We start from the raw sequence: 13,625 nt of genomic DNA, 5'->3' as shown, positions 1-13,625 counted from the left end.
GCGCACTTGAACATTTTTTTACCTATCTTTCGCGCTGCCGCCGTAGGCTGATTAGACTGAAGGGAGATTCGTCTTCGGAGTGGCAGGATGCAAAGTCTGAAACATATATGGCTGTTTATTCGTACTAACCTATGGATCATCCCGCTGACGTTATTGTTGGTGTGGTTACTCTTCCGTTTTCTCGATCCTGCACCACCCAAGGTGTTGGTGATGACCACTGGTAGCGAAACCGGCGCCTATCACCAGTTTGGTATGGCGTTGAAAGAGGAACTGGCCAAGCAGAAAATTGACCTGCAACTAAGGCCCAGTCGCGGCTCGTTGGATAACCTTAAACGTCTTACTGATGGCACTGGCGAAGTACAAATCGGCTTGATTCAGAGCGGTACCGAATCATTGCTGCAGCCTGTACAGCGCAAGCGTCTGATTGGTCTGGCTGCGCTCTACCATGAACCTTTGTGGCTGTTTCAACGCAAGGGCGCGAACATCACTCAATTGTCTGATTTGGAAGACAAACGAGTGGCGGTGGGCAGTGACGGCAGTGGAACCTGGGCGGTACTCAAAGGGCTGTATCAGGAACACCAAGACCTGACGCGGCTAGAGCTGCTGAATGACGGTTTGTGGCGCAAAATGGGCAGTACCGCTGCGGCGAACGCGTTGATTGCTGATGAGTTAGATGCGGCTTTTCTGGTATTGCCAGCGGGTAATCGATTGGTAACGCGTTTGGCGGCCAATCCGGACATTACCTTGATTGACCTCTCGCAGGCTGATGCCTTCGCGGCAAGGCTGCATTTTCTGGAAGCGTTGGACGTCCCCAAAGGTCTGCTGAATATTGCACAGCATGTGCCTGAGCAGGACACCAAGGTGTTATCGCCGGTAGCGATGCTGGTGGGTAATCAGGACTTTCACCCGGCGCTCACTGCGGTAGTGCTGGAAGCCGCGCGCAAGGTACTGCGCGAAGGCAATCTGCTGGATCAGCCAGGACGCTTCCCTGCAGGTGAGCCTATGGGGCTAGAGCTCAGCGCTGAGGCTGATTATTATCATCGTCAGGGCGTCCCATTCCTGCAGCGATATTTACCCTTCCAGGTCGCCTCGGCGGTAGACCGTTACGTGGTACTGATCATCCCCTTCATTGCCATCATGTTTCCATTATTGAAGAGCATGGGCCCGCTGTATCGCTGGCGTGTGCGCGCACGCGTTTATCGCTGGTATGAGCATCTGCGACGGATCGACAAGTTGATCCATAGCGGCAAAATCCGCGAGCGCTACGCGGAAGAGATTCAAGGGTTAAAGGATCTGGAGGGCGAACTCAACCATGTTGATGTGCCGCTCTCCTACGCGCACGAGCTATACAGCCTGCATTTGCACGTGCGCTATATGATCTACCGACTGGGAACCATGCAGTCGGAGGAAGAGGGTGAGGAGGCCTCTGGGCCGGCCTGAGCACTGATGAAACAGCTGACCTGTTCAATCACCGGCGCCCAGTGCTGGAAGGGTGATGCGAGTGTCAGCAGAATCTTGATATGGCCCAGGTCGTCCAGCACGTCACTCTCTACGGCGACGCCCTGTTCACGCAGGGCTTGGGCCAACTGCCGGGTATTGCGTTCTGGGTCAACTAAATCATCTTCACTGCCGGCTAGCAACAGCGCTGGTGGGCTCTTTACGCTCGCGTGTACCAAGGGTTGTGAGTCAACTGGCGTGTCAGGGTGATAGAACACCGGCTGCACATCGGGATTGCGGATCGGCAAAAAGTCATACGGCCCCGCCAAGCCAATCCACCCGCTAAGCATCTCTGGGCTGAGTTGCTCCTCTGCCAGCCAGCGTGGATCAAGAGCTAGCATGGCGGCGTTATAAGCGCCGGCACTGTGCCCCATCACAAACAAAGGCCCTGGCTCTTGTTGCCAATCGCTCTGATGAGCTTTGGTCCAGGCCAATGCTTTGGCGCTGTCGCGCAGGAAGTCTGGATAGCGTACTTCAGGATATAGGCGGTAATCGGGGATCACCGTGATGATGCCGCGGCTGGCCAACGCCTGGCCAACAAACCGATACTGGGCTCGTTCACCGCTGCTCCAGCTGCCGCCGTAATAAAACACCACCACCGGTGCGCCGGGCTCCAGTTTTTCGGGTAGATAAACGTCCAGTTGCTGCCGTGGTAACTCGCCGTAAGACTGATTGCTCAGCTTCTGGTAACCATCGTGGGATGCCAGCCAGTTGACCGGAGATAACGCCGAACAACCGGTTAGCAGGGTGGTTAATAACACAGAAAGATTACGCAGCAGCATGGGCAGATCCTCGACGCTGATTGAGTTATCGGTGCGCAAGCTGTTACAAGCCATTGCATTTGTCTTTCACGCCGCAGCGCTTGCACCTACCATGGCATGGTAACCCGGAGATGAGGTGAGCATGAAGGACGCGTTGAAAGCGGCGCAGGATGCGATAGATCAGGTCGTGTTGGGCAAGTCCCACGCGGTCAAACTGGCCTTGACCTGCATCCTGGCAAAAGGGCATCTGCTGATTGAAGACTTGCCCGGCATGGGTAAAACCACCCTGTCACAAGCGCTGGCCTCGGTTTTGGGCATGAGTTATCAGCGGATTCAATTTACCAGCGATTTGCTGCCTGGGGATATTCTCGGTACGTCGGTTTTTGATCGCAACAGCGGTCAATTTGTCTTCCATCCGGGGCCTATCTTCGCCGAGTTAGTGCTCGCTGATGAAATTAATCGGGCCACACCCAAGAGCCAAAGCGCCTTGCTGGAAGCGATGGAGGAGGGGCAGGTGACGGTTGATGGCGCGACACGCCCGTTGCCTGATCCCTTTTTTGTGATCGCCACCCAGAACCCGGTATCACAGGGCGGCACCTTTGCTTTGCCGGAATCGCAGCTGGATCGTTTTCTTATGCGTCTGTCGTTGGGTTACCCGAGCGAGAAAGCAGAGAAAAGCTTACTGCAGGGCGACGACCGTCGTGTGCGGCTGGACCGCGTAGAGGCAATACTCGGTCGTGATGAGTTGCGTCGCCTTCAAGCGCTGGTGCCGCAGGTCAACGCCAGCGAAGCCTTGGTGGATTACATTTTGCGATTGGTGAATCACACCCGCAACAGCGACGTTTGTGCCTGGGGGCTGTCGCCCCGCGCCAGTCTGGGGTTGCTGGCCGCGGCCCGTGCCTGGGCCTTGCTTGAACAGCGTAGTTACGTGATTCCTGAAGACGTACAGGCGGTATTGCCTTCAGTGGTTAGCCACCGCTTGCGCGCCGCAAATGACCCCGCAGGCCACGGCGGCGACAGTCTCGCGCTCTGGCTGCTCAACGAAGTGCCAGCGGTGTGAGCAACGGCTTGCGCGCGCGCGGTCGAGCGTTGCACCAACGCTGGTTGAAGCGGCGTATACCTCCGGCGCAGCAAATCAGCCTTGATCATAGGCGCATTTTTATTCTGCCCAGCCGGGCGGGCCTGGGTTTTTTGTTTTTGTTGGCGATTCTGCTGATCGGCGCCATTAACTACGAGAACAGTCTGGTTTACGGGCTGACCTTCCTGTTACTCAGTCTGTTCTGGGTGACCTTGCATCATAGTTATCGAAATCTGGCGGGCATCAGCCTGCGCGCTACCGGGGGCCGGCCGGTGTTTGCTGGCGAGCAGGTGCCGCTGGGGCTGGTATTGCTCAGCCCCACGCGTGAGCGCCAAGCGCTTAAGCTGAGCTGGCCCCAGTCGGTGCCGCAACAACTGGATGTACCCGGTGATGGTGAGGTGGCTAGCACACTCTATTACCCAACGACGCGACGCGGCTGGTTGCAGCCGGAACGATTGCGTATCGAGACCCGCTTCCCCTTGGGATGGTTTGTTGCCTGGAGTCTGCTGGACCTGAACTGGCGGGTGCTCGTCTACCCGCGACCCGTCAAGGCGCCACTGCCCGTCCATCGCAGTGGCGAAGGCCAGGACGAGGCTCAGCAGATACAACTGGTGGAAGGTGTGGATGATTTTCAGGGGCTGCGCCACTATCGTCCCGGTGACTCCCGCCGGCGACTTGACTGGCGTGCTTATTCACGTGGTCAGGGATTACACAGCAAAATATTTGCCGAGCCACAACAGCAAAGCCAATGGCTCGATCTGGAGCAAACACAGGGCGCTGATCTGGAGCAACGACTGGGTATGTTGACCGGCTGGATCTTGGCGCTGGAAGCCGCGGGCCGTCCCTATGGTTTGGCGCTGGGTGGCTCGCGACTGCAGCCTGCGTTGGGCGAGGCGCACCGTGATGCCTGTTTGCGCGCGCTGGCGCTGTATGGGCTGGAGGGCAGCGGATGAGCGCCGCCGGTTTGATCCCGCGCAACAGCCTGGCCTGGTTACTGACAGCCCAAGTGGTGGTGCTGTTACCGCATCTGCCGCGCTTGCCCTGGTGGGTTGCGTTGCTATGGGTCGGCTGTGCGTTATGGCGGGTACAAATTCAACGTATGCGCTGGCATTCCCCGGGAATATTGCTGAAGAGCGCAGCACTGGTGGCGATCTTGTTGGGGGTGTTTCTCACGCAGGGCACCCTGCTTGGGCTGGATGCCACCGTGATGTTTCTGCTGCTGCTGTTCATGCTCAAACTGTTGGAAATGCACAACCCGCGCGATGCCCTGGTGGTGGTGTATCTCGGCTTTTTTATTCTGGCTACAGCCTTTCTGTTTGATCAGGGCATTCCGCTGACGCTCTATCAGTGTGGGTCTTTACTGGTGTTGGTGGCGGCCTTGGTGGGTTTGCAGCAAAGTGCTGGGCGTAATGATCCTACGCGTGCGCTGCGCATCGGTGGGGTGATGGTGCTACAGGCGATACCGCTGTTATTGGTGTTGTTCATTTTCTTCCCTCGGCTGGAGCCACTTTGGTCTGTGAATATGCCGGGCGGCAGCTCCAAAACCGGACTGTCGGACACCATGTCGCCAGCCGATATCGCCAATTTGGCGCGTTCACCTGAATTGGCGTTTCGCGCCAGTTTTGACGGTGAGATACCGCCGCTTTCGACGCTCTATTGGCGGGCATTGACCCTGAGCCGTTTCGACGGACGCAGCTGGTCGCAAGACCGCTTGCTGAATAACCTGCCAGCATTGCCGCTGGATACCTCCGGCGAGTCAGTTGAGTACCGGGTGGTAGCTGGTGCCAGTGGCCAGCACTGGGTTTACAGCTTGCGCGGTGCCACTACCGATAATCCAGCCCTGCGGCGTATGCACGATTTCAACCTGCAATCCATTGCCCCGCTCAACAGTACTTTTGGTTACCGTGCGCGTTCTTATGTAAATGTACAGATGCAGGCGGAGCCCTTGAGCAAGCTTGAGCGTGCTCGGCAACTGGAACTCCCACAACAGGGTGATCCACGTGCGCGTGAGTGGGCACAAGCATTGCGCGAGCAACATCCGGATGATGACGATCTGGTGCAGGCTGTACTGGGCTACTTTAATCAGCAGCCGTTTTTTTACACGCTCAAGCCCACGCCCTTGGGTGAGCACAGCAACGACGAATTTCTGTTCGACACCCGTCGCGGGTTCTGTGAGCACTACGCCGGGGCCATGACCTTCGTCCTGCGGGCGGCCGGCATTCCTTCTCGGATAGTGGCGGGTTATCAGGGTGGTGAGGTGAACGAGCAGGGGGGGTATGTGCTGGTTCATCAATTCGACGCCCACGTGTGGGTCGAGGTGTGGTTGGCGGGACGGGGCTGGGTCTCGGTAGACCCGACCTTTCAGGTTGCCCCCGAGCGAATTGAACAGGGTCTGGAGGAAGCGGTACGCGGCGAGGGCAGTTTTCTTGAAGACTCCTACTTGTCTGGCTCGCGCTATCGCGGCGTGACCTGGCTGAACGACGCGCGGCTGGCTTGGGACAACGTCAATTATCAATGGCAATTGCGGGTGCTGAATTTTAAGGGTGAGGAGCAGATGGGCTTGTTCCGGCGCTGGCTCGGCACCGCGGACTGGCAGCGAGTTGGTATGGTGGTGCTGGGTCTGGCTGGCGGCATCATGCTGCTGCAGGCGATGTGGTGGCTGCGTCCGCAGCGCATGAACGGTAGCGCTCAACAGCGTGTCTGGAAACGCTTGGATCAACGCCTAGCGCGGCTGCGCTTGCAGGCGTTACCGGGCGAGGGGCCACGTGCTTGGCAACAGCGGCTGCAGATCGCACTGCCAGCGCAGCGCAGCGCGATAGACAGTTTCTTTGATGAGTTTGTGCGGCAATCCTACGCGGCCACAGATTCCGCGTCCAAGGCAGATCAGCAACAGTTGCAGCAGGCATTGCGCGCTTTGTTCAAGGTTATACCGCGCAAGCGTCCGGCATCCGCCAGCTATTTGCTGCAGGATGGTCCGTTGTCCAGCCGCGATAAGTCCTTATAATTGCCGTGTGCGCCAAGCGTGGCGACAAACCTGAATCTCTGGAGTAGGCATGCATCCATTCAGCGCTACACGTCCCCCAAAGCTGGCCTTGGGGTTGGGTCTGGTGGGGCTGATCCCCTTCGTCAGCGGCGCGTTGGGCTTGTGGGTAACACCTGAAGCTTGGCGTGAGCGGATGTTGGAAGAGTTACTCGCTTATGCCGCTATCATCCTGGCGTTCATGGGCGCGATTCACTGGGGCTTGGCGATGCGTGCGGAGGAAGAAAGCAGCAAAGCGCCCATTCAGTTGGCGCTGTCGGTGGTGCCGCCGCTATTGGGGTGGGTAGGTCTGAGCCTGCCCATCAATCTGGCGCTACCGGTGTTCTTTTTCGCCTTTGCCACCTTGTATTTTGCCGATGTCTGGGCGGTCAGACATGGTTTGGCTCCCATGTGGTATCCAGCATTGCGCAAACCGCTGAGTATTGTGGTGGCTTTAAGTCTGTTGGTGGCATGGCTGGCGGTGGGACGTATCAGTTAGCCTTCACTGATTCGGGTGATGGGCGGGCACAATCGCATGTGCTCAAGTAGGGGGCACAACAATAAGAGTTTCTGGCCCCTTATATGGAACACCCCTTACACAGTATTGATTGCCGCTGGCTGTTGGCGCTGTATGCGGTAATCCCGCTATCGGTCCTGTTGGTTACGCTGGATCTGCTGCTGTGGAATAGCTGGCTGGCGAACGAGGTGTTGCCGGGCGATCCCAATGACTGGCCGCTCTGGGCGGTACTCTTTGGATTACCGCATATTATTGCTAGTCTGCTGACCATGGCCAACGGCGAATATATCTCGCACTACCGTCGTACGTTGCTACCGCCGTTCTGTGTGTTCTTGCTAATCGCCATCGCTGGGCATTTTGGCCCTCAGCCGGTGAGCTACAACCTGCTGTTTGTTTTCCTCGCTTTCTACACTATTTATCATGTGCTGGCGCAGCAGCTTGGGCTGACGCTGATGATGCTGGGCACTCGCCCGGATCGACTGTTCACTTGCTGGAAATGGCTGGCGATACTGGCGGGCTTCGCGATTTATATCAACGTTTACGGAATGCGCTTTCTCGGCCACTGGGAGCTGGCTGGTGTTAATGGCTATGAGTTGATGACGGCGATAGGGTCGGGGTTGTGCGCCGCTGTGGTGGTGCTTTCCTGGCGGCTGACGCGCAGGGCCAAACCGGGTATCGGTCGTTGGTACTTGTGGGCTAACGCGGCCATGCTGGTTTCTGCCCTGTTGATCAACGAGCTGGGCTACACCTTGTTTGTGATTCTGATTCCGCGGGTCATCCATGATCTGACGGCTTACAGCGTGTATATCACCCACGACCGCAATCGCAACCGTTCGGGTTCTAGCAGCCTTAGCTATCGGCTGACGCATACCAGCAGCTGGTCGCCATTCATTGTATTGCCGCTGAGCTCACTGCTAATTGCCTACGCGCTAACCAGCCACCAGAATCATCCTTGGGTCAATATCGTGATTCTGACGCTGTCATTTCTGCATTATTACTACGAGGGCTTCATCTGGCGGGGGCCGAATCCGCACCGTCAGTACATTGCTTTCAAGCGTTGAAGGGAGTGTAGGGCGGGTCGGGCGGCCAAATGGGAGGGATGCAATGGGGCCGCCCGGCCGGGGATCAGGACTTCTTAACGAACTCTGACTTTAGCTTCATCGCGCCAATGCCGTCGATTTTGCAATCGATATCATGGTCGCCATCAACCAATCGAATGTTTTTTACTTTAGTCCCGACCTTCACCACCAACGACGATCCTTTAACCTTGAGGTCTTTGATCACGGTAACGGAGTCGCCGTCTTGTAGCGGGTTGCCGTTGGCGTCTTTTATGCCACTGCCCGCGTCTTCTTTATCGTCAGCTTGCTGTGGCCATTCGTGTGCACATTCCGGGCAGACGAACATCATGCCGTCTTCGTAGGTGAAGGCTGAGTCGCAGCTGGGGCAATGGGGAAAATCGCTCATCGGTTAACCTTTTCAGCGGTCCATAACCCTGTGGAGTACAAGGTTTTTAGGCCCGGCATGATGCCGCAACCCGTCGCAGCTGTCCATGTTGTCAGCAGAGTACGGCCTCTGTTGCAGGCTGCCGCAATTGATAGCGGGTATAGGTACAGGCCGAGGCGAAGGCGAAAATACCGGCAGATAGGCTGAGCATAGCCAGATGGTTTACCTGAGTAATGCTCACTTCACTGGGACTGGCCTGCAACGGGAAACCGATCAAATCCAAACCAATGCCGGCAACCAGGTAACCGGCCGCTGCTGCCATCTTGCCAGTGAAAGAAATGGCGCTGAAGAAAAAACCTTCTTGCTGCTGACCACTGTGGTCGGCGTGCTGCTGCGCTACATCTGCCATCATCGATGCGCCGGAAATCATCGCCAAGCCGGATGCCGCTCCGCCCACAAACAACAGCAGCAAAATCAGTGGCACGAACAGCGCGCTATTCTGACTGGGAAACATGCCCAGCAGCGCAAGCACGACGGCAATGTTGCTAGCCAAGGCGGCAACCAGCGCGGCACCAATGATGGTGGGTTTCTTGTCAAAGCGCTGGTGTAAGGGTTTTGTCAATAAAATACCGACCGGCCAGCCGAGCAACACGCCGGCGCCCAGCAGCGCAATGTTGTTACTGGTCAACCCCCAGAAGTACACGTTCAGGTGCATGTTCAGGGTCTGGGTAATACCTATGGAGATGGCCACCAGTAAGGTGCCGAGAAAGAGCGCGCGAAACGAAGAGTTACGCCAGATACTGAACAGGTTTTCACGCAGAGACAATGGGTTCTGCGTGCTGTTATTGGTGGGGAGAGCGCTAATCTGGCCCCGGGTGCCCCAGGCAGAAAGCAGAATGCTTGCTGCCATCAGCAGCGCACCGAAGAGTGCTACCAGCGGATAGCCGGCGGGATTCAGCAAACCGTTTTCAAAGGTAGCTGTTTCGGGGAAGAATAAAGGCACACCCAGAAGTACCACCACTGCAGCGCCGCTGACGCCACAGAACCCGCGCCAGGCGGCAACCGAAGTGCGCTCGTGATAGTCGAGTGTTAGCTCGGCACCTAGCCCCAGATAGGGCACGTAATAAAGTGTGATAGCTCCGCGCACCAGCACTGCAAAGCCGGTTAGCCAAAGAAACAGGCCGGTTTGTCCAAGACCATCGGGCGGGGTAAACAGGAAATACCAAGCTATCCCTAATGACAACGCCGCAGCCAGCATAAATGGGTGCCTGCGCCCAAAGCGCGAGCGGCTATGGTCCGAAATATAGCCAGCCAGTGGATCGGTGACGGCGTCGAAAACGAGCGCAATCATGACCGCCAATCCAGCCAGCGAGCCAGACAGGCCAAGCACTTGGGTAAAGAAGAAAAACAGGAAAATATTGAAGCCAGTGCTTTTTACGGTTTCAGCAATCTGGCCCACGCCGTAGGCGAACTTCGTTTTGCGACTCAGCGGCATATAACTCACCTGTTTTTGTTGTTTTTTTTGTGCAGATAGTGGGTTCAGTATTATTTAATTCGGTTTTGTATACAAGTGTTCACTTCTTGCTCGTGATTTAATTCTCCCAGTTGCTGGCGTTACAGCGGCGTAGATGGATGTGGCCTATTAGGCGAATACTGGGGCGAATCAAAAACTGCGCACTGCCAATGATAAAGAACACAACGGCGAGCTTTTCGTATTGAGGAAACAGAAACAACACGCTGCCCAAGAGAAACCAGATGGCGATGAAAAAGTCGTTGATGATGCTGAGCACTTCGTAACGGCGGCGAATCACCAGTTTCTCGTTGCCCAGTGGCAGGGTGAGAGGGTTTTCCTGGTTTTGCTCTGATCTTTCGGTCATGCGTTACCTCGCAGCGAGCTCAAGATTGGGGGTCGTTATTTCTCCGACGTGGTGGGTGCGGCTTGCGCATACTGCGGCAAGTCGTCGTTAATCAGCCACCAGTTGGCGGCCGAGTCGGTATAGGCATGAAACGCTGGCCGCGAGGCCAGGTTCTGGTCCAGTGTGCCTGCGCGCAGACGAATAACCGTAGGGTCATTGAATCTGTGGCTGTACAGCGGAGAGCCACAATGACTGCAGAACACGCGCCCCTTGCCTTCGGAGGCGGAGTACTCCTTGAGCAGGTCTGTGCCGCGCAGTAACTCAAACTGACTGCGCAGGACGGGGATGTTGCTTACAAAAGGGGTGCCCTGCGCCTTGCGGCATTGTTGACAATGACACAACTGGATCGGTTGCAGCGCGCCGGTAATTCGGTAGGCAACGCCGCCACACAGGCAGCTCCCGGTGATCATTCGGCTTCTTGCTCAGTGGATGGCAAGGCGCGGGCCTTGATGCTGCGGTTGTCGGTGGTATACAGCAGCAGGGCGCCGGTTTCATCGAGTTCAAAACGCTGTATGTCGCCTAGCACCTCAAGGAAATGCTCATCCTGATTCATTAACGCTGGCGCACAGGCTTTTTGCGTAGAGGCGATCGCCTGGGTAGATAGCCCTTCACCGGTGAGTTGGTAACTAGTGGTGTAGTGATTACAGGCTGCGCGGCCACCCAGCAGGCCATCGAGGGTGAAATTCAGGCTCATCTGGGTGTTGTCGATCACGCCTTTGCTGTCGACGTCCTCAACGATCCATTCACGCCCCGTCAGCAGTGAGTCCGGCGCACCACCACAGCCTTTGAGCGTTTCACCGTTGACCTTGACGCTGACCTCATAGGGGTAAGGCATGCCCGTCATGCTATCGCGGCACAGCTCAGGTGTTACATCGACAATCACCGAGTTCGCTTCAGTGCTGGCGTTAAAACGATAGCTATCGTCTTCGCGGGTCGTGGTTGGAGTGGGGGTCAGAATAGTGATGGGGTCGTTCTGACGGCTAAGACTCATACGCTCGCTGTCGACCTTAAGGGTCCATCCCGGCTCATTGCCGTTGGCTGTAAAGGGTAAAAAGGCGTCCACATCGACGATTTCGGCATCGTCCGCCACGGCGCCATTGATCTTGATCATCATCAGTGTGCCGAGATCTACTACCGGTTGGGTGACATCAATCAGGTTGGCGCTGTCGGTCGTCCAGAGCAACTGGCCCTCGGCGCTGCGAATCTGCGCTGACACTGAGTAGCGCATGCGCGCATCAAACATGGCGGGTTCAACTTTGAGCGAAAAGGGCACCGGTACCTGCTTGCCAAACAACGTCGTGTTCTGTTCTGCCAGTAGGGTGGCTGGTGTGTCTGCACGTGAAACGTCGCTCAACTTGATGTGCGCAACGCTGCCGTCTGGAAGGGCGATGCGCTCGCGATAGCTGATGCTGCCAATTACCTGCTCGGTGGCTGGCGCTGGCAGCTCCTGGTTATCGCCATCGTCAGTGGTTGCCTGACTGGCCAAGTTGCTGCAACCAGCAGCGAACACGGAAGTAAGACCAATCAACAATAGGTGCGCAGGGGTGATGTGCATGCAAAACTCCTCGTATACGGCGGCGAGCGCCAGCGATATCCATTCGTAGCAAGAGTGTAACTGAAAGCAGACCTCAGGTTGCCAGCCGGCTTACCAGGTGGATCCCGCCTGAATATAGACGGCGGATTCTTCTGGACCACGGGCTACATCAACGCCCATGGCAAAGCCATAACGTTCGGCAACCATGTAACGAAAACCGCCGCCAATACTGTTGGCAGCATCTGCCTCGCCAAGTTCATTGAATTTATCGGCGGCGCGCCCGGTGCCGACAAAGCCTTTGAGTCGCCAGCGCGGTTTGACCTTCCAGGTAAGTTCGGCCTCGGTAACCGCCACGGCATTACCCTGGTAGCGCGAAGCGGGTATGCCGCGCAGGTTGATCGACGGCGGTATGTAGGGTGGTAGCAGCACATCGTCGTTGACTGAGATGCCGTCGTATTGCAGGCGCACACCGAGGTCTAAGGCAGGGGATAGCACCCAGTAATTCAGCCCTTTGATTCGGTAGCTGGCGTAGTCGTAATCGCTGCCCAGCGCATCGTCGAAACGCATGTACTGAGCGCCATAATTAAAACCGCGCTGCGGATCAATGGGGCTGTCACGAGAGTCGAACTCGGCGACCAGCCCAAGCCCTGAGGTAGTGCCTTTCTCCCCGAGATGGCGGTTGAGATAATCGTTAACCTTCTGCTGCAGTGCTGGATTGGGCAGCGGTATTTCATCTTCCAATGAAAGGCTGACCTTGCGATAGAGCTGTTTTACGCCTAGAAACCAGGGCGTACCGGGTACGCGCAGCTTTAAATCCTGCAGCACAACGGGACCTCTTATATTCAATCCCACGCCATTGCTCAGCGGCAAACCGGCGAAGGAGTAAAAATCGATATTGAAGTCGGAATAGGCAAGAAAGCCCCGATAGCGAATGCTGTCGTCGCGCCAGAAGCCCAAATGCGCCAACCCGTAACCGCGGCTGCCATTTGAGGTGAAGGCTAGGCCAGCCAGACTTATGTTCTCGGGTACCAGCTTGTCATCATTTTTTTCTGCCTTCTGCTCATCGGACTCATGGAAGAACACCATGGCCAGTCCCAGCCCAGTGCCGACGGCAGGCTCGGTGATGATTTTGGGAACGGGAATGAAGGGGAGATTCCAGCGGTCAAGATAACTTCCCGGATCGAGCGCGCCGTCTTCAGGCTCGCTGCTGTAATCGTGATACAGCGATGCCAGCGCTGGCTGGGCCTGCAAGAATGCAAGGCAACAAAGATACCGACCTAATAACGCTAACCGCATTCCAGCTCCCCAACGATGGAAGGCCGAATGTCCGGCCTCAACTCTCTCAGTAAAGCATAGAGACCGTGGCTTTTCCGCAGATCGACAGGTTGGAGCTCGGCAATGCCACTGATACGGCATTCGCAGCGCTGATGGCCCTGCCGTTGGAGTCTGCGCTGAGGCAAACTGGCTTAACTCGGAATTGATGCTCCGGGCCATTCCCGCCTTAAATCACTGGAGCCCGTAATGATAAAGATCAGTGTGATGTACCCCAATACCCCCGGCAGCCGTTTCGATCACGACTATTACCGTGATCAGCATATGCCTATGGTCAAGCGTCTGATGGGTGATGCCTGCCTGTCGTTTGGCGTGGATCGTGGCTTGGCCGGCGGCACGCCGGATGCGCCAGCAGCCTACGTTGCTATGGGGCATCTGTTTTGCGAGTCGGTGGAGAGCTTTCAAGCGGCCTTCGGCCCGCACGCCAAGGTTATTCAAGGTGATATCAGCAGTTACACCGACCTTGCGCCGGAGTTGTTGATCAGTGAAGTAGTGGTTGGCTAAGACTCGCCCCACGTTTTCGTTTGC

General features: G+C 56.6%; 14 protein-coding genes. 7 read left to right on the top strand and 7 right to left on the bottom strand.

Features of this window, described 5'->3' with window-relative positions:
• The first annotated feature begins 87 nt into the window (after positions 1-87).
• Positions 88-1,440 carry a TAXI family TRAP transporter solute-binding subunit gene (locus tag AC1XYH_RS09725; RefSeq protein ID WP_483323007.1) on the top strand — a complete coding sequence of 451 codons (1,353 nt, stop codon included), beginning with the start codon at positions 88-90 and terminating at the stop codon, positions 1,438-1,440.
• On the opposite strand, the gene AC1XYH_RS09720 is transcribed toward AC1XYH_RS09725, so the two are convergent.
• A complete protein-coding gene (locus AC1XYH_RS09720; RefSeq protein WP_483323006.1) occupies positions 1,380-2,333 on the bottom strand; it encodes an alpha/beta hydrolase in 954 nt (317 codons plus the stop codon). The genes AC1XYH_RS09725 and AC1XYH_RS09720 overlap by 61 nt on opposite strands.
• Before the next feature lie 67 nt (positions 2,334-2,400).
• Between AC1XYH_RS09720 and AC1XYH_RS09715 the strand changes: the two genes are divergently transcribed.
• The 5 genes from AC1XYH_RS09715 (at position 2,401) to AC1XYH_RS09695 (ending at position 7,933) form a co-directional block, all read left to right on the top strand.
• Complete coding sequence (locus tag AC1XYH_RS09715) at positions 2,401-3,318, top strand: AAA family ATPase (protein WP_483323005.1); 918 nt, start codon at positions 2,401-2,403, stop codon at positions 3,316-3,318.
• 8 nt (positions 3,319-3,326) lie between these two features.
• Positions 3,327-4,289 (top strand): DUF58 domain-containing protein, encoded by a 963-nt coding sequence (locus AC1XYH_RS09710; protein ID WP_483326346.1) that lies wholly within the window; start codon positions 3,327-3,329, stop codon positions 4,287-4,289.
• Positions 4,286-6,340: a transglutaminase TgpA family protein gene (locus AC1XYH_RS09705; protein ID WP_483323004.1), complete on the top strand. Its 2,055-nt coding sequence runs from the start codon at positions 4,286-4,288 to the stop codon at positions 6,338-6,340. The genes AC1XYH_RS09710 and AC1XYH_RS09705 overlap by 4 nt, the downstream gene beginning before the upstream one ends.
• A 49-nt stretch (positions 6,341-6,389) precedes the next feature.
• Complete coding sequence (locus tag AC1XYH_RS09700; RefSeq protein WP_483323003.1) at positions 6,390-6,854, top strand: DUF3429 domain-containing protein; 465 nt, start codon at positions 6,390-6,392, stop codon at positions 6,852-6,854.
• A gap of 83 nt (positions 6,855-6,937) precedes the next feature.
• The gene (locus tag AC1XYH_RS09695; protein ID WP_483323002.1) at positions 6,938-7,933 is read left to right on the top strand and encodes a hypothetical protein; all 996 of its coding nucleotides are present in this window, start codon (positions 6,938-6,940) and stop codon (positions 7,931-7,933) included.
• Positions 7,934-7,997: 64 nt separating this feature from the next.
• Here the strand turns inward: AC1XYH_RS09695 and AC1XYH_RS09690 are convergent, their stop codons facing one another.
• From AC1XYH_RS09690 to AC1XYH_RS09665, 6 genes are all read right to left on the bottom strand, one after another.
• Entirely contained in the window at positions 7,998-8,336 is a 339-nt protein-coding gene (locus AC1XYH_RS09690) for a zinc ribbon domain-containing protein YjdM (protein ID WP_483323001.1), read from the bottom strand.
• A gap of 91 nt (positions 8,337-8,427) precedes the next feature.
• Positions 8,428-9,810 carry an MFS transporter gene (locus AC1XYH_RS09685; protein WP_483323000.1) on the bottom strand — a complete coding sequence of 461 codons (1,383 nt, stop codon included), beginning with the start codon at positions 9,808-9,810 and terminating at the stop codon, positions 8,428-8,430.
• A gap of 97 nt (positions 9,811-9,907) precedes the next feature.
• Positions 9,908-10,192, bottom strand: a complete 285-nt coding sequence (locus AC1XYH_RS09680) for a YrhK family protein (protein ID WP_483322999.1) — start codon at positions 10,190-10,192, stop codon at positions 9,908-9,910.
• Positions 10,193-10,227: 35 nt separating this feature from the next.
• Positions 10,228-10,641, bottom strand: a complete 414-nt coding sequence (locus AC1XYH_RS09675; RefSeq protein WP_483322998.1) for a GFA family protein — start codon at positions 10,639-10,641, stop codon at positions 10,228-10,230.
• Entirely contained in the window at positions 10,638-11,786 is a 1,149-nt protein-coding gene (locus AC1XYH_RS09670) for a YbaY family lipoprotein (protein ID WP_483322997.1), read from the bottom strand. Before AC1XYH_RS09670 ends, AC1XYH_RS09675 begins: the two co-directional genes overlap by 4 nt.
• Positions 11,787-11,876: 90 nt before the next feature.
• Positions 11,877-13,061, bottom strand: coding sequence for a BamA/TamA family outer membrane protein (locus tag AC1XYH_RS09665; protein ID WP_483326434.1), 1,185 nt, complete (start codon positions 13,059-13,061; stop codon positions 11,877-11,879).
• A gap of 225 nt (positions 13,062-13,286) precedes the next feature.
• Between AC1XYH_RS09665 and AC1XYH_RS09660 the strand changes: the two genes are divergently transcribed.
• On the top strand, positions 13,287-13,601 hold the full coding sequence (locus AC1XYH_RS09660; RefSeq protein WP_483322996.1) for an EthD family reductase: 315 nt from the start codon (positions 13,287-13,289) through the stop codon (positions 13,599-13,601).
• Positions 13,602-13,625 lie beyond the last annotated feature (24 nt).

It is taken from the genome of Pseudomonas sp. GW-45, assembly GCF_056896675.1.
The sequence above is the reverse complement of the archived record's forward strand: the minus strand, read 5'-3'. Positions and strand labels throughout refer to the sequence as shown.

Excerpts from the sequence above, each read along its gene's own strand:
- AC1XYH_RS09685 (WP_483323000.1), bottom strand. The coding sequence starts at position 9,810 with ATGCCGCTGAGTCGCAAAACGAAGTTCGCCTACGGCGTGGGCCAGATT.
- AC1XYH_RS09715 (WP_483323005.1), top strand. The coding sequence starts at position 2,401 with ATGAAGGACGCGTTGAAAGCGGCGCAGGATGCGATAGATCAGGTCGTG.
- AC1XYH_RS09700 (WP_483323003.1), top strand. The coding sequence starts at position 6,390 with ATGCATCCATTCAGCGCTACACGTCCCCCAAAGCTGGCCTTGGGGTTG.
- AC1XYH_RS09705 (WP_483323004.1), top strand. The coding sequence starts at position 4,286 with ATGAGCGCCGCCGGTTTGATCCCGCGCAACAGCCTGGCCTGGTTACTG.
- AC1XYH_RS09660 (WP_483322996.1), top strand. The coding sequence starts at position 13,287 with ATGATAAAGATCAGTGTGATGTACCCCAATACCCCCGGCAGCCGTTTC.
- AC1XYH_RS09670 (WP_483322997.1), bottom strand. The coding sequence starts at position 11,786 with ATGCACATCACCCCTGCGCACCTATTGTTGATTGGTCTTACTTCCGTG.
- AC1XYH_RS09665 (WP_483326434.1), bottom strand. The coding sequence starts at position 13,061 with ATGCGGTTAGCGTTATTAGGTCGGTATCTTTGTTGCCTTGCATTCTTG.
- AC1XYH_RS09720 (WP_483323006.1), bottom strand. The coding sequence starts at position 2,333 with ATGGCTTGTAACAGCTTGCGCACCGATAACTCAATCAGCGTCGAGGAT.
- AC1XYH_RS09690 (WP_483323001.1), bottom strand. The coding sequence starts at position 8,336 with ATGAGCGATTTTCCCCATTGCCCCAGCTGCGACTCAGCCTTCACCTAC.
- AC1XYH_RS09680 (WP_483322999.1), bottom strand. The coding sequence starts at position 10,192 with ATGACCGAAAGATCAGAGCAAAACCAGGAAAACCCTCTCACCCTGCCA.
- AC1XYH_RS09695 (WP_483323002.1), top strand. The coding sequence starts at position 6,938 with ATGGAACACCCCTTACACAGTATTGATTGCCGCTGGCTGTTGGCGCTG.
- AC1XYH_RS09675 (WP_483322998.1), bottom strand. The coding sequence starts at position 10,641 with ATGATCACCGGGAGCTGCCTGTGTGGCGGCGTTGCCTACCGAATTACC.
- AC1XYH_RS09725 (WP_483323007.1), top strand. The coding sequence starts at position 88 with ATGCAAAGTCTGAAACATATATGGCTGTTTATTCGTACTAACCTATGG.